At 41.4% G+C, this 25,392-nt stretch carries 20 protein-coding genes; 1 reads left to right on the forward strand and 19 read right to left on the reverse strand.

What is annotated here, in order from left to right; genetic code table 11:
- Positions 1 to 104: 104 nt before the first annotated feature.
- The 19 genes from K6V26_RS10705 to rfbA form a co-directional block, all read right to left on the reverse strand.
- A complete protein-coding gene (locus tag K6V26_RS10705) occupies positions 105 to 1,154 on the reverse strand; it encodes an EpsG family protein (RefSeq protein ID WP_129696684.1) in 1,050 nt (349 codons plus the stop codon).
- A complete protein-coding gene (locus tag K6V26_RS10710; protein ID WP_129696685.1) occupies positions 1,151 to 2,335 on the reverse strand; it encodes a glycosyltransferase in 1,185 nt (394 codons plus the stop codon). The genes K6V26_RS10705 and K6V26_RS10710 overlap by 4 nt, the downstream gene beginning before the upstream one ends.
- Before the next feature lie 192 nt (positions 2,336 to 2,527).
- Positions 2,528 to 4,444 carry a UDP-N-acetylglucosamine 4,6-dehydratase family protein gene (locus K6V26_RS10715; protein WP_224265320.1) on the reverse strand — a complete coding sequence of 639 codons (1,917 nt, stop codon included), beginning with the start codon at positions 4,442 to 4,444 and terminating at the stop codon, positions 2,528 to 2,530.
- 457 nt (positions 4,445 to 4,901) lie between these two features.
- Entirely contained in the window at positions 4,902 to 7,145 is a 2,244-nt protein-coding gene (locus K6V26_RS10720) for a GH92 family glycosyl hydrolase (protein ID WP_224265321.1), read from the reverse strand.
- A gap of 128 nt (positions 7,146 to 7,273) precedes the next feature.
- The gene (locus tag K6V26_RS10725) at positions 7,274 to 9,448 is read right to left on the reverse strand and encodes a beta-N-acetylhexosaminidase (RefSeq protein ID WP_224265322.1); all 2,175 of its coding nucleotides are present in this window, start codon (positions 9,446 to 9,448) and stop codon (positions 7,274 to 7,276) included.
- A 455-nt stretch (positions 9,449 to 9,903) separates the two neighbouring features.
- Entirely contained in the window at positions 9,904 to 10,248 is a 345-nt protein-coding gene (gene rplT, locus K6V26_RS10730) for a 50S ribosomal protein L20 (RefSeq protein WP_005635321.1), read from the reverse strand.
- 106 nt (positions 10,249 to 10,354) lie between these two features.
- A complete protein-coding gene (gene rpmI, locus K6V26_RS10735) occupies positions 10,355 to 10,552 on the reverse strand; it encodes a 50S ribosomal protein L35 (protein WP_007657083.1) in 198 nt (65 codons plus the stop codon).
- A 50-nt stretch (positions 10,553 to 10,602) separates the two neighbouring features.
- Entirely contained in the window at positions 10,603 to 11,247 is a 645-nt protein-coding gene (gene infC / locus K6V26_RS10740) for a translation initiation factor IF-3 (protein WP_224265323.1), read from the reverse strand.
- A gap of 33 nt (positions 11,248 to 11,280) precedes the next feature.
- A complete protein-coding gene (thrS, locus tag K6V26_RS10745; RefSeq protein WP_007657085.1) occupies positions 11,281 to 13,236 on the reverse strand; it encodes a threonine--tRNA ligase in 1,956 nt (651 codons plus the stop codon).
- A gap of 155 nt (positions 13,237 to 13,391) precedes the next feature.
- Entirely contained in the window at positions 13,392 to 15,521 is a 2,130-nt protein-coding gene (locus K6V26_RS10750; protein WP_199722562.1) for a tetratricopeptide repeat protein, read from the reverse strand.
- A gap of 255 nt (positions 15,522 to 15,776) precedes the next feature.
- Complete coding sequence (locus K6V26_RS10755) at positions 15,777 to 16,103, reverse strand: acetyl-CoA carboxylase biotin carboxyl carrier protein subunit (protein ID WP_007657087.1); 327 nt, start codon at positions 16,101 to 16,103, stop codon at positions 15,777 to 15,779.
- Positions 16,104 to 16,132: 29 nt separating this feature from the next.
- Complete coding sequence (locus tag K6V26_RS10760; RefSeq protein WP_007657088.1) at positions 16,133 to 17,680, reverse strand: acyl-CoA carboxylase subunit beta; 1,548 nt, start codon at positions 17,678 to 17,680, stop codon at positions 16,133 to 16,135.
- 19 nt (positions 17,681 to 17,699) lie between these two features.
- On the reverse strand, positions 17,700 to 18,257 hold the full coding sequence (gene def, locus K6V26_RS10765) for a peptide deformylase (RefSeq protein WP_007657090.1): 558 nt from the start codon (positions 18,255 to 18,257) through the stop codon (positions 17,700 to 17,702).
- 3 nt (positions 18,258 to 18,260) lie between these two features.
- A complete protein-coding gene (gene ruvX, locus K6V26_RS10770) occupies positions 18,261 to 18,683 on the reverse strand; it encodes a Holliday junction resolvase RuvX (RefSeq protein WP_044214382.1) in 423 nt (140 codons plus the stop codon).
- Positions 18,684 to 18,752: 69 nt separating this feature from the next.
- Entirely contained in the window at positions 18,753 to 20,150 is a 1,398-nt protein-coding gene (locus K6V26_RS10775) for an undecaprenyl-phosphate glucose phosphotransferase (RefSeq protein WP_010802955.1), read from the reverse strand.
- A gap of 100 nt (positions 20,151 to 20,250) precedes the next feature.
- Entirely contained in the window at positions 20,251 to 21,387 is a 1,137-nt protein-coding gene (locus tag K6V26_RS10780) for an OmpA family protein (RefSeq protein WP_007657093.1), read from the reverse strand.
- Between the two features lie 112 nt (positions 21,388 to 21,499).
- Positions 21,500 to 22,651: a GDP-mannose 4,6-dehydratase gene (gene gmd / locus K6V26_RS10785; protein WP_007657094.1), complete on the reverse strand. Its 1,152-nt coding sequence runs from the start codon at positions 22,649 to 22,651 to the stop codon at positions 21,500 to 21,502.
- A gap of 13 nt (positions 22,652 to 22,664) precedes the next feature.
- Complete coding sequence (locus K6V26_RS10790) at positions 22,665 to 23,738, reverse strand: GDP-L-fucose synthase family protein (protein ID WP_224265324.1); 1,074 nt, start codon at positions 23,736 to 23,738, stop codon at positions 22,665 to 22,667.
- Positions 23,735 to 24,610 carry a glucose-1-phosphate thymidylyltransferase RfbA gene (gene rfbA / locus K6V26_RS10795; RefSeq protein ID WP_007657099.1) on the reverse strand — a complete coding sequence of 292 codons (876 nt, stop codon included), beginning with the start codon at positions 24,608 to 24,610 and terminating at the stop codon, positions 23,735 to 23,737. Before rfbA ends, K6V26_RS10790 begins: the two co-directional genes overlap by 4 nt.
- Positions 24,611 to 24,773: 163 nt before the next feature.
- On the opposite strand from rfbA, the gene K6V26_RS10800 reads away from it, so the two are divergent.
- A complete protein-coding gene (locus tag K6V26_RS10800; RefSeq protein ID WP_010802953.1) occupies positions 24,774 to 25,352 on the forward strand; it encodes an HdeD family acid-resistance protein in 579 nt (192 codons plus the stop codon).
- Positions 25,353 to 25,392: the final 40 nt, after the last annotated feature.

Below are 25,392 nucleotides of genomic sequence, written 5' to 3' on the forward strand. Positions count from 1 at the left end.
ATTCTCGCTATCCAACCGACAAAAACCTTATCAAGCTCTTTCTATTTCATCACACAAAGCTCTTCCCTGGATGATTGAAAAGTTTGATACAATAATTGATATTATTACTGGAAAAAAAATTTGAAATTACACAATTCTTTCTGTTCACCTAAACGCTTAAGAAATAAAGCACTAGCTAGGATAATTATAAAAAACACATATTGTCTTCGTCTACATATAGTTCTTGTCATTATATACTCTTCCAATGAGAGATAAGTATAAGGCATAAAATATAATGAAACTCGTTCAGCTGTTCTACTTATAAGTCTTAATGTCCATAAAGCAAGTGATATAAAATTGATATTTATAACCATTTTATTATAGGTATTTGCTATAATCAACTGACTACATGAACGTGTAACTAAAATTGTAATCAAAAGCACAATAAAAAAGAACATATATCCATTATCTGTTTCCTCTATACCATACTTATAATTCATTGTATCTGCAGCAAACAGTAATAACTTATCAGCAGAAAAGAATAAAACAAACATTGCCCCAAACATCACCACTACTTTTTTGGATGTAATTTCCTGGTTTGCAATAAAATATACTGGAGAAAAAACGAGTGCCGATTTGTGAAATAACCAAGCAAGAATCATGAATGATATAAACCAGTAAAATTTACGATCCTTGATATATCGGTATGATAATAGAGTTATACTAATTGCAATTGTTTGTCTTATACCACTCATAGCAAATTGGAAAAAACCCATTGTTATAAATAAGAATAGAAGCAAACATTTATTTTGAGCATTATTCCAAATAAATTTATATAAAGCATAACACACAATCAAACCTACTGCAAACAAAAGAGTTTGGGATATTGTACACATTCTAGACAAAAAATATATGAAATATTTATAACCTAACTCTATGTGTCCATACCCACGATCTTCTATTGATTCAAATGTTCCATACTGACCCAAAATTTCATAACTTAGCAAATATCCAGAAGTATCAGATCCTATTTCTGGACTTTTAAAAGCAATTAGCACTAACACAGGTACTAAAGCTCCAATAAAATTTTGTCTTATTTTCTTCTTCGAATTAAGCTTATCCTCTCTATATATACAAAAAATAATAAAGAGAAGCATTAATATATATGGTATCATACCGATATTAATTTATAAAGATTCAAATAAGATTTAAAACAATCAACCTCATTAAAATTGCTTTCTGCAAAACTTCTTAAATCATCAGAACGGAATTGGAAACTTCTATTACGAATTAGACTAATAGCCTTAATAAGATCATTGACATATCCTTGTTCCACAACTACTCCACAATCACTATTCACCGATTCCACACAGCCTCCTGTTTTATAAGTTATTACAGGAGTACCACAAGCAATTGCTTCCAAATTGACAGTTGGATAATTATCCTCATACGTCGTATTTACGAATGCAATGGCACCACTATATAATTTTGCAAGTTCCTCAATACTATTAGTATGTTCTACTCCCTCTATTCCATTGGATAATGACTCAATCTGCTGTTTTGACAATCCAACTAACACTATATCAATTGCAGGATCGAGTATTTCCCTTAATTTTATAAAATCCGAAAGACCTTTTCTCTTATTCCATGGTGCAGCTACACCCAAAATATAGGGCCTAACATTAATCTTTTGATAGATTTTAAATTTCTCCAGATTTATGCCATTATGTATAACTTTAATACTTGTTCCAGCAAAGAAACTTTCTTTAAGCAAATCAGATAACCAGTTAGATACTGGTACCAAAACCAACCTCTTACCTAATGAAAGGAAGAGTTCTTTTTTTTTATTGTAGTTTCTTCGGCTACAGTCTGCAAATACTGAAGGTGGATAAGCATTCTTTTGCGGACAATTACAGCACTGAATTTTCCATTTATTGCAACCAACCATATCAAAGTAAGCACAATGACCAGTAAAAGCCCAACAGTCATGTAGAGTCCATACTACTTTACAATCCTTTATTCTTAGATAGTTAAATAGTATTTCATAGTTCAAATAATTACCGTGAAGATTATGCAGTTGTACAACATCCGGGTTGATATCATCTATATAGTTAATCAGTTTCTTTGTTTTGTATGAAGAAAACAACCCTTGTCCATCTGTCAACCTTGAGCAAATGTTATGACTATACGAGTCTAATTGATTGATAATCTTATAGTGATGAGTATCCTGTAAGTTACCATATCCATAAGCGACATAGGATTCAATGCAAGCGCCAGCAAGTACCCTATCAATACCTGCAACTATTCTTCCCGTACTTCCAAAGTTGTATGTTGTATTAATCTGAAGAACTTTCATTTTAAGATTTATCTAATAAAATTAAAATCCCAATCAGAATTACCCAGCGCTTTTCTCCAAGACTGAGAATCAGATATAGCTTTACCCACACAAAGAAATGTTTGCTTAAACATATCCCTAATTAAATGCAATATGATACTTTTATCTTGCATATTTTATTTCTAAAACTTATTATTTACAAAAAAGGAACATTTATTCTTTATCAAGTTTCTCATACACCGAATTCTTACTCTTGAACTCCGGTACAATCCCTTTCATCATTTGGACTGTTCCCATCTTATCGACTTTAATCGCCAATGTAATCAGCGGGTTCATAACCGTACAAATATCATTGTAATCATATTCTCTCACCTGGGCACGATATATTTTGGCATTATTGGTAGAAAGGGTATTCTCTTTTGTTGCCAGAAGTTCCTCATACAGTTTTTCTCCCGGGCGAAGACCGGTGTATTGGATTTCGATATCCTCGCCGGGGATAAGACCAGCCAGTTCGATCATACGACGAGCCAGATCAACGATCTTTACAGGAGTTCCCATATCGAATACAAAAATTTCATTGCCCTTGCCCATAAATGCAGCTTCGAGTACCAAACGACACGCTTCCGGGATTGTCATAAAGTAGCGGATGATGTCGGGATGAGTCACTGTCAAAGGGCCTCCTTTTGCCAATTGTTCACGGAAACGGGGAATAACAGAACCGTTACTTCCTAAAACATTACCAAAACGAGTCGTGATAAAACGGGTTTTACCCGGATGCAAGCCTTTGCTGATAGCGATACTTAAACTTTGTACATAGATTTCTGCCAGGCGTTTGGAAGCACCCATTACGTTAGTCGGATTAACCGCCTTATCGGTAGAAATCATTATGAATTTATCTACATTGTATTTGACAGCCATATCCGCCACATTACGGGTTCCATATACATTCGTATGGACTGCTTCACAAGGATTTTCCTCCATCAAAGGTACGTGCTTATAAGCTGCCGCATGAAATACATATTGAGGTTGGAAACGCAAGAAAAGAGACTCTACACGGTCGATCATCCGGATATCTCCCATTACAGCAGCAAATTCTACCTGAGGAAATTTTTCTTCCAGTTCCAAACGTATGTTGTGCATAGGGGTTTCTGCACTGTCAAACAAGATCAATTGCTTCAGATTGAATGTACATAGTTGACGGCATAATTCGCTACCGATAGAACCGGCGGCTCCGGTTACCAAAACAACTTTGCCTTTCAAGGAAGTGGCGATTTCAGTCATATTGATACAGATTTCCTCACGACCTAATAAATCTTCTATATGTACTTCAGGGAGATTACGGAAATTAACCTTACCTTTCTTCAATTCATCGACAGAAGGAAGCATCAACATACGAACTTTCTTCTTTTCACAATAACGGACTAAACGCTCACTCTCTTCTTTTACTAAATGATAGTCCGTAAACAATACTGCTTTAATATTTTTCCTATTAACCAAATGGTTAAAGTCTACTTGCTTTTTAATTGAATAAATTCTGTATTTTCCTACACGTAAACAGGTATGATCTCCAAAGCGCAGGAAACCACAAACTTTATACAATAGTTTGTCACTCAGGGAAGCATCAAACAAGAAAGTTCCGGATTTATCACCCTGATAGATCAATAATTTTCCTTGATTCAAGGATACACTATTGACTATAATTGAATAGAAAACGATCATGAAAACACGGAGTATTGTCAAAAGGAAGAAGGTAAGGAACAAGTCTACTACAGCTCCTAAGGCTAATTCACGAGGAGATTGAATCGTCGTAGTCAAGTAGACCAAAACGACGATGAAAAGTACCTTTATTAATGAGGATAAAGCAAGACGTCCAGCTTCTGTAAATGCAGAATGCCGGATCACACCTTTATAGGTCTGGCACAAAAAGAAACTCACCAGACTGCTGCAGAAAGAAATGGATAATATATGAAATAGAGAATCGTCCACAAGCTCTGTTCCAAGGATATACCATAGGAATGACAGAGAAGTAGCAGTAGCTAGAATTGATAGAAATAAGTCAATAAATAGGACGATCCAACGGTTAAAAAATTTAACGCGTGATAATACTAGTGCAAAACCATTGATATTCATAAGTTGTAAATTAAGGATATTATGTAAAAAAGTTCGTCAGTCCCAAGCGGCCAACCTACATAAATCATTGTAATTCTTATACTTAAAGGTCATTGGAGTGACTAAAAAAAACGATCGTTTTTTCTAGTCACTATATTTACCTAATTTTTGTTAACCTATGATTGAAGCGGCTTTTTGAAAAAAACGAATTAAAACATTGAAGAACAAATAGATAATTTCTCAGAAACTCTTTGTATTTCAATAAATATCACTTACCTTTGCAGCACAAAAAAATGACTAGAAAAAACGATCGTTTTTTCTAGTCATTTTGAATTACCCCTTCATTATTTTTTAAAGATTTTACATCCAATAACAAATAACCCTATCAATCTTTACGCTCATAATGCAGTTTCCTAAATGCAAAAAGCCCTGAGAAGTTCATTACTCCCCAGGGCTCCCTTACAATAATTTATTTTTCTTACTTATGCGTATCTTCCAAAATGAATTTAAGCGTTCCGGCATTTACCAATTCTTCCTGAGAAATAGTATAGCCTTTTAGCTTCTTTCCGTCGGCTGTTACTTCTTTAATATAGATGTCTTCCGGATTGTTATGCATGGATTCGATTACTAACTCACCTTTTGGATAGAATTTCTTATTCAAATTGATGGTAACCTTATTGAAGGTCGGCGAAGTCAGTACATAATCCATATCGCCGGGACAAGCCGGGTAGAATCCCATCATAGAGAAAACGGCCCAGGTTGACATGGTACCGGTATCATCATTGCCGGGAAGACCGTTCGGTGCATTATGATAGTATTTACTTAACAATTCACGAACGAGCTTCTGTGTACGCCAGGCTTCACCTTTGAAATAACTGAACAGATATGGATAGGCGATATCCGGTTCGTTTGCCATATCGTAATGGCCTTCGTCGAATACCATCTGCAATTTGTCTACAAATTTCTTCTGGCCTCCCATCAGCTTAACCAGACCGGGGATATCGTGGGGAACATAGAAAGTATAGTTCCAGGCACTTCCTTCATGGAAACCGGGATTGGGTTCGAAGTTTTCACCTTGTTTAGGGTTGAAGGGAGAATAGAATGTTCCATCAGGCAGAATCGGACGAAGTGTACCGAATTCTTTACTGTAATAATGCTTATAGCCCATCGAGCGGTCATAGAAGAGTTTTGCATCTTCCTTCTTTCCTAAAGCTTTGGCAAACTGGGACAGGTTCCAGTCAGCTATATAATATTCCAAAGCATGGGATACGGAGTTGTCGTATTGTTCACGAAGCGGAACATATCCTTTGCTCATATAATCGTTATTGTCCGGACGAAGCAGGTTGAACTCACCCGGTGTAGTAGCTCCTTTACGCATCGCTTCGTAAGCTGTTTCTACATCGAAATCACGAAGGCCGCGCATCCAGGCATCTACTATATAAGGTATGGAAGGATCACCTTCCATCGTGAGGGTTTCACGTCCGTATAGTTCCCACTTAGGCAACCAGCCGCTTTCCTTATACATATCGACCATGGTACGGATGATATCGAGCTGACGTTCGGGGAAAAGCAAGGTCATCAAGGTACTTACGTTACGATAGGTATCCCACAAAGAGAATACGGTGTAACGGTTTCCGGTAGTATGACCTACTTTCAGGCTTTCCATCATCGGGTATTCACCGTTCACATCCTGAATAATGTTCGGATGAATCAGCAGGTGGTATAAAGCGGTATAGAAAATTGTCTTGTCGTCTTTGCTACCGCCTTCTACCTTTACACGAGACAGGTCGCTGTTCCACATATTGCTGGCGGTTGTCCTGACTTTATCGAAATCGAAACCGGGTTGTTCCGTATTCATGTTGAGACGGGCGTTTTCGATACTGACAAAAGAGACCCCCATCTTGACTTCGATGGCTTCGTTTTCTTCCGTATCATAGGTGAACCATACACCGACATCGTCACCGCTCATTTCACGGTTATACTTGGTATATAGTTTGTATTTGCCTGAATAGACATCCCATTCGGCTTCCACACCTTTCATTTCACGCTGTTTCTTCCAGTATCCCATCGACTTGGGAGCCTTGCTGACCTTCATTACGAAATAGATCGGGAAAACGGCCTGCGAGTTATAACAGAAAGTTCCCAGCAACTTGCTTCCTTCAATCTCGGTTTCGTTGACGATACGAACGGTTGCTCCGGTTTCGTTGGTCAATCCTTCTCCCAGGTTCAGAAGAATATTCCCCTGCCCTTTCGGGAAAGTGAAACGGCTAAGGCCGGTACGCATACTGGCTGTCGCTTCGGTCTTGATACCATATTTTGTCAGGACATTGCTATAATAGCCGGGATGAGCTACTTCATCCTTATATTTGCTACCATATTCCCGATAATCGACTTTCAGTTCGCCGGCGGTCGGCATCAATAACAGACTGCCTAATTCGGGACAACCTACCCCACTCAGGTTTACATGGGCAAAACCTGTCATGTAGTCATTGTCGGCGGAGTATGGAGTGGACCACCATTGGCTGTCTTTATCGAAGCGGTTGCTCTCCGATCCCATCACATTGAATGGAGTGACACTCATCATACCCTGGGGACAGATGGCTCCGGGATTAGTAGTCCCGTAGTTGCTGGTCCCGATAAAAGGGTTTACATAATCTACCGGCTGTTGTGCTGCCGCCATCAGGCTACCACACAGCAGGAGGCTCATTACTTGCTTCTTCATTCTCGATTTATTTAGTTAATTAATAATATGCTAATTTGAAAATGTGCCAATATACCAATGAGAGACATATGCATTCATTCTTAGAATCGGCACATTGGCATATTTACCACATTGGTTCATTATCCTTCTTACCATACGACGATCTCATCCACAAAGATGAACCCCTTATTCGCTTCATCAGCTTTCAGACGGACATAGCGGGCTTTCCAGTCTCCCTGGAAGAGATATTCCTGGAAAGAAAGTTCGGGATCTTTATTGGAGATGGTGGTCGGAATAATTCCCTGTGAAGTGAAATTCGTTCCATCTTCGGATGTCAATAACTCGACTGTAGCCGGTTGGAAAACTCCCGGCCCGATCAGTTGCATGAAACGGGCGGATACTTTGTGAATATCGGTAACTTCTTCCATATCGATCACACAATCAAGATCGTTCAGGTAGCCCTGCCAACGACCATCCAGATAGGTCAGCCCTCCCCGATAACCATCGAGCAGCGCATTCATACCGCCTGCCATATAACCGGGATACAACTTACTATTATAATGTATAGGCTTGTTGATGGCGCGGTGGTAATCGACTTTCTTCTCGGTCGGGGTTCCCTGCAACTGACCATTACTGAAAATGGCTGCTTTGATATAAGCTGAATCCTTCACCAGAATCATCCCGTCGTAAACTGTGGAGGAGGCTGTCGGGACAGTACCGTCCGTCGTATAACGGATTTCTGCCGGATACTTTTCGGCATCCAGGTAGACTTCAATCTGTTTGCTGACCGTATCGACCTTCATTGTTACTTCCAGTTCGTCGGAAAGAGTAAATGTATTGATACCCATCTGCTGTAATTTTGAAATATGGGCATTCATACGGGGTTTGAAGTCATTCCATTCGCGCTTTTCCTGAGGCGACCAGGCTATTTCAGCCAAAGCCAAAGCACGAGGAAACATCATATATTCCAGATGTTGTTCGTTCGGAATATATTCTGTCCAGGTATTGGCCTGTACTCCCATGATGTGTTTACTTTCTTCGGCAGTCAGGGAGTCGACCGGAATCGGATTATAACTATACACTTTCTTAATCGGAGTATATCCGCCGATAGCATAAGGTTGTGTTTTAGGATCAGCCTGGTAGAAGTCAAAATACATATAATTACCCGGTGTCATCACCACGTCATGTCCCATACGGGCAGACTTAATGCCACCACTTTCGCCACGCCAGGACATAACGGTAGCCTCCGGAGCAAGGCCACCTTCCAGTATCTCATCCCAGCCGATCAGCTTACGGCCTTTAGAGATCAGATGTTCCTCTGCCTTATGTATCATATAACTTTGCAGTTCATCCACGCTTTTCATGCCATTCTTTTTCATCAAAGCCTGACATTTAGGACAGGTTTTCCAGGCACCTTTACCGGCTTCGTCCCCTCCTATATGAATATACTCGGATGGAAAAAGTTCGATCACTTCATCCAGTACGTCTTCCATAAAGGTAAATGATTTCGGATTACCGATACAGAAATCTCCATTCTTATAAGGCTGACCGGAACAACTTAACTCCGGATAAGCAAACAGGACCTCTTCCGAATGACCGGGAAATTCGATTTCCGGCAATACATTAATATGTTTAGATGCTGCATAGGCAACGATCGCACGTATATCGTCTTTGGTGTAATAACCGCCATAGGCTTCCGGAGTTCCTTCAGGAAGATATTTGCGGTCTTTTCCATCCCACCACTTCCGCCAGTCGGATTCGGTACGGAAAGCGGCATCCGTAGTCAGTTTAGGATATTTATCCATCTGGATACGCCATCCTCCTGCATCCGTCAGGTGAAGGTGCAGATTATTCAGCTTATAAAAGGACATCACGTCCAACAATTTGAATACTTCTTCTTTAGGAAAGAAATGACGCGACACATCCAGGTGCATCCCTCGGTACTTAAACCGAGGCTCATCCTGTATGGTGACATAAGGGACTCCCTGGGGAGAAAACAGCTGACGGAGTGTCTGTTCGCCATAGAACAGACCTGTCCCGGTGGTTGCTTTCAGGTCGATACCCTTTTCATTCACTACAAGCTGGTATCCTTCCGGATTTCCACCTATTGACTCATCCACGATAAAGCGAACATTTGCAGGCTTTGCCGTAGAAAAAACAGCAGCACTGTCGACTTTCAAAAAGCCTCCTGAAGCACTAACCTGTGCAGGCAGCGGGATTACATTCAGTTGCACAGTCTCTTTCGGAGAGCAGGCAACAAGAAGCAAAGAGCATACTACAGTAACACCCGTCATCGCTATGCGCGATTGTTTTGGCAGTAACATAATAATCAGTTTTTGTGTATTTATTCTTGGTGCGGTAAATATACAAAGAAAAAGGGAAAATCCCGTAAGAGATTTTCCCTTTATATGAGAAGAAAGCCGCACCGTAGATATGAACAAACTCCGTATGACAGGATTTGAGTGCTTTGCCACCTTTGTAATCCGCTGTGCGATGCATGCCCCGAAGGGTGCGGCCCGCCATTAGCGACAAGAGCTTTGTCTCGGAATTAAAAAAAACTGATGAGTTTCCCAATCGAACAAGTGCGGCTAACTCATTTTTCTTATCACAAAGATATGTAAAGCCTTTGAATCTTCCAAACAAAATGTCAACAATTTCCCCTTAAATAATGAATAAAAAAGTAAAGTCTCAGTGTTTCAGAAGGTATGAATTGCAAAAAGCTAACAAAAAAAGGGTCCCGAAACCGGAACCCTTCTCTTATTGACATTTATATATCAATTTACTTTACTTTTGCAACGATAGCTTTGAAAGCTTCCGGATGGTTCATAGCCAGGTCGGCCAACACCTTACGGTTGATTTCAATTCCTGCAGCATGCAAAGCTCCCATCAAACGAGAGTAAGACATACCTTCCAGGCGAGCAGCAGCGTTGATACGCTGGATCCACAATGCGCGGAAGTTACGTTTCTTGTTACGACGGTCACGGAATGCATAAGTCAAACCTTTTTCCCAGGTATTCTTTGCTACGGTCCACACATTCTTACGTGCACCATAATAACCTCTGGTAAGTTTTAAAATCCGTTTTCTTTTTGCTCTTGAAGCAACATGATTTACTGATCTAGGCATAATTCTAATCTGTTTTGAATGTTAGCGTCATCCTTTATGATGATCTTACTTGCTAAATACATTCGGTTAATAAAAATCTTTGTAAAACTCGCTTAATTTAAGAAGATTACTTCATGCCAAGCATTAGCTTAACACTGTTTACATCAACAGTAGCAACAAGGCCAGTGTGAGTAAGGTTTCTCTTAGCTTTTTTAGTCTTCTTAGTCAAAATGTGACTTTTAAAAGCGTGTTTTCTTTTGATTTTTCCTGTTCCGGTAAGGGCGAACCTCTTTTTGGCACCGGAATTAGTCTTCATCTTAGGCATTTTCCAATTTTGTTTTAATTATTAAACTTGACACCCTCTACGGGCGTTTTTTATTCTTTATTTTCTTCAGCGTCAGATTCTGTCCTCGACTTCAATGTTATCACTTTCTTAACCACAGGCTTTGCCGGTCCTGCAGATGCTGGTTTCGGAGCAGCTGCTGTAGCCGATGCACCCGCTTTTTTAGGTGTTAGCATGATGATCATACGTTTACCTTCCAAAACCGGTAGCTGTTCTACTTTACCGTAGTCTTCCAAATCATTGGCAAAACGAAGCAATAAAACTTCACCCTGCTCTTTGAAAAGAATGGAACGTCCTTTAAAGAACACATATGCTTTCACTTTAGAGCCTTCTTCCAGAAATCCTTTAGCATGCTTCAGTTTGAAGTTATAATCATGATCATCTGTCTGAGGTCCGAAACGAATCTCTTTCACAACAACCTTCACAGATTTCGCTTTTTGCTCTTTCTGTCGCTTTTTCTGCTGATAGAGGAATTTCTGATAATCGGTTATTTTACAAACGGGGGGCGCAGCATTGGGTGAAATTTCTACCAGGTCCAATCCCTGATCTTCAGCCATTTTTAATGCCTGAGATGTAGGAAATACACCTTGTTCTACATTGTCACCTACTAAACGAACTTCACGAACACGAATACGTTCGTTGATTCTGTACTGTTCTTTCAGATTGTCATTCTTCATTCAAAAAGATTTATTCTCCTCGTTATTAGTTATTTACTTGTTTTTATTTTGCCAACGATTCATCATGTCCTCTACTTCATCGTTCAAAAGCGCTGCAAAGGTAGCAATTTTCATCGAACCTTTATCACCTTCGCCCTGTTTTCTTACAGAAACTTCATTATTTTCTGCTTCTTTTTCTCCGACGATGAGCATATAAGGAATACGTTTCAATTCATTGTCACGAATCTTACGACCGATTTTTTCATTTCTGTCATCTACCAGAACACGAATATCCTGTTCTTCCAGCTGACGGGCGATGTCCCATGCATATTCATTGAACTTCTCACTGATAGGCATGATACATACCTGATCCGGAGTCAGCCACAACGGGAATTTACCTCCTGTATGTTCGATCAGCACGGCAACGAAACGTTCCATTGAGCCGAACGGTGCACGGTGAATCATTACCGGACGGTGTTTTTTGTTATCTTCACCTGTATATTCCAGCTCGAAACGTTCCGGCAGGTTATAATCTACCTGGATAGTTCCCAACTGCCAACGGCGACCGATAGCATCTTTCACCATAAAGTCGAGTTTCGGACCATAGAAAGCAGCTTCACCATATTCGATCTTCGCTTTCAGGCCTTTTTCCTGACAGGCTTCGATGATAGCGGTTTCAGCTTTTTCCCAGTTCTCTTCCGAACCGATGTATTTATCTCTGTTCACTTTATCACGTAAAGAGATCTGGGCTTCGAAGTTTTCGAAATCAAGCGCTTTAAAAATGATAAAGATAATATCCATTACTTTCAGGAATTCATCCTTCAACTGATCCGGACGGCAGAACAGGTGGGCGTCATCCTGCGTAAAGCCACGTACTCTCGTCAAACCGTGTAACTCACCGCTCTGTTCATAACGGTAAACCGTACCGAACTCTGCGAAACGCAAAGGCAGGTCTTTGTATGAACGTGGGAATGCCTTGAATATCTCACAATGGTGAGGACAGTTCATCGGTTTCAACAGGAATTCTTCGCCTTCCTGCGGAGTATGGATCGGCTGGAATGAATCCTTGCCATATTTTGCATAGTGACCTGATGTTACATACAGTTGTTTGCCTCCGATATGCGGAGTCATTACCTGCTGGTAACCGTATTTCTTCTGGATACGTTTCAGGAAATCTTCCAGTTTCAAACGCAACTGAGTACCACGGGGCAACCACAATGGCAGACCTGCTCCTACTGCGGTAGAGAATGTGAATAACTCCAGTTCTTTACCAATCTTCCGGTGGTCACGTTTTTTGGCTTCTTCCAGTAATGCCAGATATTCATCCAACATTTTCTTTTTCGGGAAAGTGATACCATACAGACGAACCAGCTGTTTGCGTTTTTCATCACCACGCCAGTAAGCACCGGCCACGCTCAGAATCTTTACAGCTTTCAGGTAAGATGTGTTAGGTAAATGCGGACCACGACACAAATCTGTGAAAGAGCCTTGTGTATAGGTTGTGATCGTACCGTCTTCCAGTTCACTGATCAACTCAGTTTTATATTCTTCACCTCTGTCACCGAACATTTTCATGGCATCTGCCTTGGTAATGTCCTGACGTTTGATTTCTTCTTTTTTAGCTACCAGTTCCAGCATCTTTGCTTCGATTGCTGCGAAATCACCTTCTTTGATTGTAGCTTCACCCGGATCTACGTCATAGTAGAATCCATTCTCGATAGCCGGACCGATACCGAACTTGATGCCAGGATAAAGTTCCTGCAGTGCTTCAGCCATCAGGTGAGCACTTGAGTGCCAGAAAGCATGTTTACCTTCTTCATCATCCCACTTCAGCAGCTTCACAGTTGAATCCTGCATAATCGGACGAGACAGGTCCCATGTTTCTCCGTTCACACTTGCGGCCAAAACTTCCTGAGCCAAACGGGAACTGATGCTTTCTGCGATCTGCATAGCAGTTGTTCCTTCGGCGTATTCTCTTACGGAATCATCCGGAAATGTAATCTTTATCATAATCTGTTCTCTATAATTCTTTAATTAGCATGCAAATTTAGCATTCTTTTTCGTAAAATGATCTTTTTAGGTCAAAAGATATATGCTTTAAACCCAAAACAGACATGTTTTGTTGGGAAACATGCCTGTTTTGAATCTAAAAAAGCTTATTCAGATCAATTGCTTGTCATACGTTTGATGATACTATAGGCATTGATAATACCTAATTCGCCTGCCTTACTCAGGTCTGCAATACCTTGATTGGCATCACCCAGGGAGAGATGAGCCAGTCCGCGGTTAAAATAAGCCTCTGCAAAATCAGGGTCACGTTTGATCGCCTCATCATAATCCTGTATGGCCGCCCGGAAGTCACGCTGCACACAACGTAAGTTTCCACGGTTGAAGTAAGCATACACAAATCCGGGATTCAAACGGATAACCATATCGTAATCACGTGTAATCAATTCATGTTCGTAAGCCTTCCTTTTATCCTTCACTTCGGCCGATCTAGGATCAGAAGGAGCTTTCGGCTGTGTCGGACTCTGCCCCATCTTAAAGTTCATACTACCCATAGAGGCTGACAAGTCATCGGTTGTAGTAGTCTGGGACATATCATAAACCAATTGTTTGTAACGTACCACTGCACGGTTGAAATAAGCCATCGTATAGGTCGGATCAAGTTCGATAACCTTATTGAAATCTTTGATAGCTTCCGTAAAGTCTTGTACAAGCATATAATCTACTGCACGGCCAAACCACGCATCCGCATTTCCCGGCTGGACTTCTATCTTCGCGGAATAATCATTGATCGAGGCAAAGTGAACCGAAATCTGATCTTCCGTAAGGGCAGCCTCTTCATTGGTTATACGCAGTTTGCGTGATAACACCATACGGGCATTATATTCTTCGATCGTCTTGTCGTAATAGACAATTTTCTTGATCGGATCAATCTTTTCGTAATAAGTCAGGACAAACTGAGGTTCGATATCTACGCGGACATTACGATCCTGCACACGTCCGCGGACATCACTCTGGTATTTATTCCTACGTTCCTCTTCCTTGTCATACACCACCAGGCGATTGAATTTACTGATGTTCTTATCTGATTTCTCACGTGTATTTTCACCTTTGTCATCCGAAGAAGAAGCATTACTATCCTGTCCTGTCGTATTAGTAGAGGCCATAGCATTTCCACCCTGCGCGGACTGGCGGTCTTTCTTCGAATTGTTTTCCATTTCGATAGCGGTCCAGTAGTCGCGATCGGCACCTACCTGGTCATTCATTTTACGCTTAGCTTCGGAACGGCTGTAATAACCCGGAGTAAAATTTGGATATTGACCTAAAACAACATCGAAGTCCTGAACAGAACCACGGTAGTCACCTGTTTCAAAACGCAGGAGAGCACGGTTATAATAAGCCATATAGTTATCCGGTTCCTGCTGGATCACCACATCGAAGTCTTCGATAGCACGGTTGTTATCGCCTACCTGATAGCGGAGCAGTCCCCGGTTAAAGCGGGCAATCAGATTATTTTTATCCATACCGATTACCTGATCGTAATCATCCATCGCACCACGGAGGTCATTCATCTGGTAACGTACCAAACCACGATTGATATAATAGCCACTTTCACGGGTATTCAAGCGGATGGCCTCGTTCAGATCCGCCAAAGCACCTTTCAGATCATTTGTCTGATAAAGCAGGATCGCACGGTTACCATAGGACGGAGCATAATAGGGGTCCATTTCAATAGCCTTATTATAATCGGCAAGCGCTTTTACCGTATCGCCTTTCTCGGTGTACATAGCACCACGGGTCAGGTAATTCATCGAATATTTAGGATGCGCTTTCATCAGCACATCGAAAGTCTTTTCGGCATCATCATAGTCTTTCCGTTGGATATTGGCTACGGCTTTATTAACAAGCATCTGGCGGTCTTCGGGTTTAAATTCAAGACCTTTGTCGTAGTCGGCAATCGCTTCGGCATATTTTTCCTGGCTCTGGCGGGCAATACCGCGGGCATAATAAGCCTGAACCAGAAATGGATTCCGCTGGAGACATAGCGTACAGTCTTCTTCCGCTCCCTTATAATCGTCCAGATTGATCTTGGCAACAGCGCGGTAGAAATAGGGTTCCGCGATCCAAGGTTTCGCTTTAATGACTTGATTGAAATATTGTATCGACAATACGTAATCTTCAAAATACAAGGCATTACGTCCGATAGCCAGAACACGATCCGTATTGATCTGCGCTGACATCGCTAACGAATATGCTACAAACATCAAAAAGAGGAATATTTTTTTCATCAGATTGCCTTAAGTGTTAAAAAGAGGCATGCCAAAAGGTTTCAACAGACTTTTGACACCCCTCTTTATTCAGCGAACAAAAATAAGCAATTCATGTGAATGTTAAAACGGTTCGTAGCAAAAATAATTCTCAACAAACCGTAATCAAGCCAAAAAACTTAAATTGAATGTAAAATGTATCAAATAAAAAGGTTGCACCAGTGTATAAACACTACTGGCACAACCTTTTCGCACGTATTATGAAATAACCAAATTTTACTTCGGCTGTATTTTTACCATCAAATGATCTTTTGCGATCTTATCTCCTTCGGTTACATCCAACTCGGTAATCACTCCGGATACCGGAGCAACGATCCGATTGTACATCTTCATCGCCTGATGAATGAGGAGCAACTGGCCGGCTTCAACTTCCTGCCCTTTTTCCACATAGATCTTCACGACAGTTCCCGGAAGAGTCGAAATCACATCACCAACGAAGGGCTTATGCCACATCTTACGGTTCTTATATTTCTCTGTCAGCAGTGTTTTGTATTTACGGGCGGTAACTACAAAATCTACATATTCGTTTTCTTTATTTTCCATATTTTCAAAAAGTATATGTACGGATTTAATTAGAACGGAGGGATTCCGTGCTTTTTAGCCGGTCTGTATTCCTCTTTCAAAATAGAAAGTTTCAGAGCGTGAAGCAACAACGCACGTGTTTCTTTCGGCTCGATAACAGAATCGATAAATCCTTTCGAAGCTGCCACATAAGGATTAGCGAACTTCTCGATATACTCTTTCACTTTTTCCTGACGCATTGCATTCTGGTCTTCAGCTTCCATGATTTCCTTACGGAAAATAATGTTGGCTGCACCTTCCGGTCCCATAACGGCAATCTCTGCGCTCGGCCATGCAAACATAAAGTCGGCACCCAGGTGACGCGAGTTCATCGCAATGTAACCACCACCGTAAGCCTTACGCAAGATTACTGTGATCTTAGGCACAGTTGCTTCCGAATAAGCATACAATACTTTTGCCCCGTGACGGATCACACCGGCATGCTCCTGGTCTACGCCCGGCAGGTAACCCGGCATATCTTCCAAGGTAATAATAGGAATATTGAATGAGTCGCAGAAACGAATGAAACGGGCTGCTTTGTCGGCACTGTCGCAATCGAGTACGCCGGCCAGCACCATCGGCTGGTTAGCAACGAAACCGACTGTTTCGCCTGCCATACGACCGAAACCGATCACGATATTGGCAGCCCACAGTTCCTGAATTTCCAGGAAGTCGGAATCATCGACGATGCATTTGATAACGTCACGAACATCGTACGGCTGTTTCGGATCAGCTGGAACAACTTCTTCAATGTTCAGCATCGCTGTCGGTTCTTTTGGCTCAGTAGTCTTGGCACGCTGCTGGTTATTCCAGGGGATAAAGCTGACCAGACGTTTAACCTGTTCGAAACAATCCTGTTCGCTCAAGGCATAGAAATGAGCATTACCTGTTGTTTCCGCATGAACACGGGCACCGCCCAGGTCTTCCATAGAGATGTCTTCACCTAAAACAGTCTTGATCACATTCGGACCGGTGATAAACATCTTGGAGATATTTTCAACCACGAACACGAAGTCTGTCAAAGCAGGTGAATAAACAGCACCACCGGCACACGGACCCAGAATCAATGAGATCTGAGGGATAACGCCTGATGCGATTGTATTTCTATAGAATATTTCACCATATCCGGCCAAAGCACCAACACCTTCCTGAATACGTGCACCACCCGAGTCGTTGATACCGATAATCGGACATTTCATCTTCAATGCATGATCCATGATCTTAGTGATCTTACGAGCATGTTGCAAACCCAATGAACCACCGGCTACAGTAAAGTCCTGTGCGTAGATACATACCGGAGCACCGAAAATAGTACCTGTACCTGTAACTACACCATCACCCGGAAAATCTTTCTTATCCATTCCGAAGTCACGGCCATCGTGCTTTACAAACAAATCGTACTCATGAAAAGAGTTCTTGTCCAGCAAGGAAAGAATACGATCACGGGCAGTAAGTTTACCCATCGCGATCTGCTTTTCGATAGCAGCTTCGCCTCCACCCATCTCAACGACGGCTTTCTTCTCCCTGAGGGCCTGAATGTTTTTACTTAAATCTGTCATATTATTTAATAGATTTTTATTATTTACCGACAGCTTTTGCTCTGTATGAACAACGAGCAGTCCCTTTAATAATACTATTTAGTTTTCCTTTATTCAACTGGCGACGGATAGCCGAAACATTGTCGATGAACACGTGACCTTCCAGATGCTCGCATTCGTGCTGTACCACACGGGCAGCAAAACCATCTACCACCTCGTCATGTTCCTCCCAGTTTTCATCAAAATATTTCACCCGGATCTTGCTGGCACGGGACACTTTCTCATGTACGCCAGGAAGGCTCAGACAACCTTCTTCCATAGAAATCTCTTCTTCACTGCTTTCAACGATATCCGGATTAACCATCGCACGCTTGAATCCTTTACATTCAGGGAAATCATCTCCCATCACATCAGCATCGATCACAAGCAAACGAATCGACAACCCAACCTGGGGAGCGGCCAAGCCTACTCCATCGGCATTGTACATCGTATCGAACATATTAGCTACTAACTGCTTTAATTCCGGATAATCCCTGGGTACATCTTCAGCCTCTTTTCTTAACACAGGCTGACCGTATAAGTATACTGGTAAAATCATAAACTATAACTGATATTTTTTATTTTCTAAATATGATTGAAGGATAATAACTGCACTGATCTCATCCACCAGGCCTTTATCCTGTCTTTTTTTCTTCTTCAAACCTCCGTCGAGCATTGCCTTGTGCGCCAGGACAGACGTGAAACGCTCATCATAATATTCAACCGGAATATCCGGAATGGTCCGTTTCAGATGTGTCACGAAAGCCTCTACATACTTCATGTTTTCCGAAGGCTCGTTATTCATCTGCTTCGGCAGACCGACCACGAATAAATCCACCGGTTCTTTTGCCACATAAGCAGATAACCAGGAGACCAATTCCCCACTCGGCACCGTTGTCAGACCGTTTGCAATCATCTGTAAATTGTCTGTAGCTGCTAACCCGGTCCGTTTTCGGCCATAATCAATTGCTAGTATCCTTCCCATCGGCTGCAAAGATAGCACAAATATGCATTTGTATTACACAAATACACAAAAAGTGTGCAATTTATAAGTTTAATAGGCATTCTTTTCACCTTTAGACATGTTCAGAATCGTCACCACGATGATCTTCAGATCCAGGAAGAACGACCAGTTCTCAATGTACCACACATCCCGTTTCACACGTCCTTCCATCTGTTCGAGCGTCTTGGTTTCTCCCCGATAACCGGTTACCTGTGCCCATCCCGTCACTCCGGGTTTTACCAGATGGCGTACCATATATTTATCGATAAGAGCCGAATATTGCTCAGTGTGTTTCAGCATATGAGGACGAGGGCCCACTACCGACATCTCCCCTCTTAATACATTGATAAATTGAGGGAACTCATCCAGATTCGTACGCCGAAGGAAATCTCCGATACGGGTTTTACGCGGATCATCTTTTGCTGCCTGCAATTTATCGGCATCTGCATTGACCCGCATTGTCCGGAATTTATAACACTCAAATTCCTGCCCGTACAAACCGGTACGCTTTTGCTTGAAAAATATAGGTCCCGGAGATGTTGCTTTTATCAATATTCCTATAACGACATAAAGTATCGGATAAATGGTCAGTAAAATACCCAAAGAAAAAAGAATATCAAAAGTTCTCTTTAATGCCCGGTTGTAAGCAGCCTGCAAAGGTTCACGGCGAACTGCCAATAATGGAATCGACTCCATTATTTCCATAACAAGACTCTTCTTTATATTCCTGTAAAACTCCGGAACAATATAGAAACGGATCATATGCTTTTCAGCAAAATTCATTATCCGCAATATCTTCTCGTCCTGCGTTCCAGGCAAAGTACAATAGATTTCGTCTATATCATTGGCCAATACATACTTCTCCACTTCATGCGTCATACCCAGGTAATTCGGCAACACACTTTGCAAAGACAGATTATCATCAAAAAAACCCATGATACTGAATCCATAGGAAAGATCATCCTTCATAACCCGGTACAATTCCATACCATTCTTACCTGCTCCTACAATAATAATTCTTTTAAAATTATGTCCTTTTCTACGGTACATCTTTAGTGTAACGCGAACAAACACTCTCCAAAGAGCAAAAATTATAACTGTTACAGCAAAATAAACCAGCAGAAATGTAGCCAAGGCATCCCCTATATTCAGAAAGATAAGACAAGTAGCGAACAGAAAAACAAATATAGAGACCAACGCAAAGGCACGCTGTACAATTTTGTCAATAAAAACAACAGCCACATGCAATTGCATGGGAACAAAATAAAGGGCAAAGAAATAACAGAAATTCAATAAGAGAACAACCTCTCTCAAACTATAGGATATAGCTTTTGTATAAAATTCCCCCAACCCATAATAGACAGCGAAGAACAATAGATTTAATACAACTAAATCTCCCATTCCTATCAGCCACTGGATAAGGTAACCATGTTTTTTGTCGAATTCCATAACTGTGTTCTAAAATTCCACAAAAGTAATGAATATTCTGTGCAAAAAAAAGGCTGCACAATAGAATGTGCAGCCTTTTTCAGATATAATTAAAAATAAATTAATTATTAGCAGACATGATAACAACACGGTTCCAGTTGTTTTCGCTGTACGGCTGTTCGTCAGAACCTCTCCATTCGATAGTAATCTGGTTAGAGTTGATACCGTATTTGTCGATCAATTCTTTAGCAACGGCTTTAGCACGTTTTTCAGAAAGACCCATGTTGTATTTAGAAGTACCTGTGTTCTTATCAGCATAACCGATAACCTTGATCGGAGCATTGTTTGCCTTCATGAATTCAGCAGTGTTGTAAATACTGATCTGCTGGTTCTTATCGATCTTAGAACTATTCAGACGGAAGTATACTACATTGTCAACATAGTTGTTTACAACATTAGTTACAACTTCTTCGCATTCAGGACAAGATTCCGGACGTTTGCTCAATTCATCGTTAGCAGCACGCAATGAGTTGATCTGATTGTTCAGGTCGTTCAACAAAGCGTAATCCATCGGTTCCAATACTTCGAAATCAGTTTTACCCAGTTTGAATGTCAAACCAGCGCTCAGCTGAGCGATACCGTCTGTCAAGTGGAACATGTTAACACGGTTGAACTGTTCGTTCAGCAAAGAACCCTGAACTTCCACGTTCAAATCAACACGTTTGCTCAAACGGAAAGCAGTAAGGATACCAGCATTTAATGTAGGAGATTCTGTTCTAGCATATCCCTGATTTTCGAAACGCTGTGCATAACCGAAACCGACCCAAGGAATCAAACGGAATACTCTTTTTTCATTATAAACTCCCCAGAAATTGGTAACATCCCATAACAAGTCTACATGAGCAGCTGCATATTTGTTGTGCTGCATGATCTCTGCGTTGTCACCTACAAATCCGTGTAAAATACCACCGTTCAACTGAGTACGGAAAGCCAGATACGGGTTGAACCACTTACCAAACGAGAACTGAGGCGCAAAATTCAGACGGTTGCCAAAATCTGCTTTATTATTCTGGTCACCCAATAACATACTTGCACCACCGGCAACAGAAATAAACCAATTATCGCCAGCTTTGTTTTTCTTGAAATTTGTCTTATAACCTTTTTCAGTACTAAAACCAACTTGTGGTTTAAATTCCTGTGCTGACACAGAGAAAACAAAACCTGACAATAAAGCTAAAAGTAATACTTTAGTCTTCATATTCATCAACTTTTTAATTAAACAATCAATTACCTTAAATAACGCTCAAATTTAGAGCAAAATTAAATCTTTTTTTAACTAAAACAAAATAAATCTATGTTTTGTTCTTAATTTATTCAAAATAATTCAGAATTTTATATCCACCTTCTTTCAGATAGGATTCTTTTTTCATCAGCTTGATATCATTCTGCATCATATCCTGAATAAGAGTATCAAGGGTGTATTTCGGTTCCCACCCCAAACGGGTACGGGCCTTCGTAGCATCCCCGATAAGTAAGTCAACCTCGGTCGGACGGAAGTACTGAGGGTCAATACCGACTACCTCTTCACCTATCCGTTCTTTAAAATTTTCGAGATAAGCCTCACCTACTTTCTCTATAAACATTTTTTCGTCAATATAGTTTAATACTGCGACCTCATTAACATTTTCGCCTTTAAAAATGACTTCTACCCCTATTTCTTTAAATGCTTTACTGATAAAATCGCGAATAGTCGTCGTTATTCCGGTAGCAATAACATAATCAGAGGGTTCATCCTGCTGGAGAATCGCATACATGGCACGGACATAATCCTTGGCATGGCCCCAGTCACGTTTGGAAGATAAATTTCCCATATAAACTTTTTCCTGCATACCCAAAGCAATGCGCGAAACGGCACGGGTTACTTTACGGGTAACAAACGTTTCTCCGCGAAGCGGCGACTCATGATTAAACAGAATGCCGTTGGAAGCATGCATTTTATAGGCTTCACGATAGTTTACCGTAATCCAGTAACCATATAGTTTAGCAACAGCATACGGACTTCGGGGATAGAAAGGAGTCGTTTCCTTTTGAGGCACTTCCTGAACCAATCCATATAATTCGGATGTAGAAGCCTGATAGATACGGGTTTTAGGGATCAGGTTCAGCAGACGCACCGCTTCAAGGATACGCAACACACCCAGACCATCGGCATTCGCCGTATATTCAGGAGTATCGAAACTTACTTTCACATGGCTCATAGCTGCCAGGTTATATATTTCGTCAGGCTGCACCTCACCGATGATACGGGTAAGGTTCAGGCTGTCGGTCAGGTCGCCATAATGAAGGATCAGGTTCCGGTTCTCCACATGAGGGTCCTGATAAAGATGATCGATACGGTCTGTGTTGAACATGGATGAACGACGTTTGATACCATGCACCGTATATCCTTTTTTTACAAGATATTCTGCCAGATAAGCGCCATCCTGTCCTGTAATACCTGTTATTAAAGCTACTTTACTCATTTATACGAATTTATTATTGTTTGTCTAAATACCAGTTGTATAAAAATTCCACCCCTTCGGCAATCTCTATTTTATGATGCCATCCCAAAGCATGCAGTTTACTGACATCCGTCAGTTTGCGCAATGTCCCATCGGGTTTGGAAGCATCAAAAACCAGTTCGCCATCGAAACCGATCTTTTCCTGAATCAGTGTAGCGACTTCTTTTATAGATAACTCTTTTCCCGTACCTATATTTATATGTGTGTTGCGCACTTCATTTCCCTCCGGACGCACATCCTGAAAATCGATATGTTCCATAATATAAACGGAAGCATCTGCCATTTCTTCGCTCCAAAGAAATTCGCGGAGCGGTTTTCCGGTTCCCCACAGCTGCACTTTTCCCGGATAGATACCGTATTTCGCTAAAATAGCCAGGATGTTATTATCCGTTGCATTTCCGGCCACTCCTTCTACAGGACGTGCATTCAAATCTTTGCGCAAAGCCTCCCAATTATCGGTATGAAGACATTTGCCCAAATGAATCTTACGGATCATCGCCGGAAGCACATGCGAAGTCTCCAGATTGAAATTATCGTTCGGACCATACAAATTAGTGGGCATCACTGCGATATAGTTCGTTCCGTATTGCAGGTTATAGCTTTCACACATCTTTATCCCGGCAATCTTTGCGATGGCATAGGGTTCATTGGTATATTCCAACGGAGAAGTGAGCAGGCAATCTTCCGGCATCGGCTGCGGCGCTTCGCCCGGATAAATACAGGTACTGCCTAAAAACAGTAATTTCTTTACATTATTAATATAGGAAGCATGGATCACATTATTCTGGATCATCAGATTTATGTAAATGAAATCTGCGCGATACCGGCTGTTTGCCATAATACCACCCACATGGGCAGCTGCTAAAAAGACATATTCCGGTTTTTCCGTCGCAAAGAATTCATTGACTGCATACTGATCGGTCAGGTCCAGCTCTGCATGGGTACGCAAAACAAAGTTTGTGTATCCTTTCTGCTGCAAATTCTTCAGGATAGCAGAACCGACCAGACCACGATGACCGGCTACAAATATTTTACTGTCTTTATTCATTCCTTTATCAACTTCAATAAATATTGACCGTACTGGTTCTTTATCATCGGAGTAGCTGCTTCTTTCAGTTTCTCGTCATCGATCCAACCTTTCCGGTAAGCAATTTCCTCCAGACAAGCCACTTTCAGTCCCTGTCGTTTTTCAATCACCTCCACAAATGTAGAAGCCTCCGAAAGCGAATCGTGCGTACCGGTATCGAGCCAGGCAAAACCGCGTCCTAATAACTGAACTTTCAACTCTCCGTCTTTCAGGAACTCCTGGTTTACAGTTGTGATCTCCAGTTCTCCGCGTGCCGACGGCTTGATTTGTTTTGCCACTTCGACCACTTTATTCGGATAAAAATAGAGTCCGACAACCGCGTAATTCGACTTGGGATTCTTCGGCTTTTCTTCAATGCTCAGCACGTTTCCGTCCGTGTCAAATTCAGCAACGCCATAGCGTTCCGGATCGTTTACGTAGTAACCGAAGACGGTTGCTTTTTGTTCGTTCTCCACATTGTTAACGGCCTCTTTTAACATAGCCGTAAAGCTCTGTCCGTAAAAGATATTGTCGCCCAACACAAGGCAAACCGAGTCATTACCAATGAATTTATCCCCTATGATAAAAGCCTGTGCCAAACCATCGGGCGAAGGTTGTTCGGCATATTCAAAATGCACGCCATAATCCGAACCGTCTCCCAGCAACCGCCGGAACCCGGGTAAGTCCTGCGGGGTAGAAATGATCAGGATTTCCCTTATCCCGGCAAGCATCAATACAGACACGGGATAATAGATCATCGGTTTATCATAAATCGGCAACAATTGCTTGGATACTCCTTTGGTTATTGGATACAAACGGGTTCCGGAACCTCCGGCCAGTACAATTCCTTTCATAAAACAGACTTTTAATTTTACTTAATACGGGGCAAATGTATATAAAATATTTCATTTTGAAGGCATGGAGGAAATACAATCGGCACCCTTAATTTACTTAATCGTGAAACCTTTCTTTCTTACGGTTTGTTACAGTAGAAATAATTTTTAAAGGTAACTTGATATGAATACATTTGACGAAAGAATCAGTTCCGCTGTAAAGAACTGGTGGGTTTCACTTTTACTGGGATTATTATATATCCTGATCGCAATATGCCTGATGTTCACACCGATGGCAAGTTATGTGGCTTTAAGCCTTTTATTCAGCGTCGCCATGTTCGTAAGCGGTACGCTTGAAATCCTTTTTGCTGTGTCGAACCGGAAGCACATTTCGAGCTGGGGTTGGTATCTGGCCGGCGGTATTATCGACCTGATACTGGGTATTTACCTCATGGCCAGTCCGGGATTGAGTATGACCGTACTGCCGTTTATCCTGGCGTTCTGGTTGATGTTCAGAGGCTTTTCTTCCACAGGTTATGCTATGGACCTGAAACGGTTCGGAACCGGAAACTGGGGTTGGTATATGGCTTTCGGTATCCTGGCAATCATCTGTAGCATCGCTATCATCTGGCAACCGGGACTGGGCGTATTCACCCTCGTTTATATGATTGCTTATGCACTTCTTATCATCGGCATCTTCCGTGTAATGCTTTCTTTCGAACTAAGAAGCCTGCACAAAAAAGCGACAACTCCGCTACAGTAAAGTTTTTTCCCCACTTGAATGGGGCTTTTTCCCCACTTAT

It is taken from the genome of Parabacteroides goldsteinii (assembly GCF_020091425.1).
GTDB classification, from domain to species: Bacteria; Bacteroidota; Bacteroidia; order Bacteroidales; family Tannerellaceae; genus Parabacteroides; species Parabacteroides goldsteinii.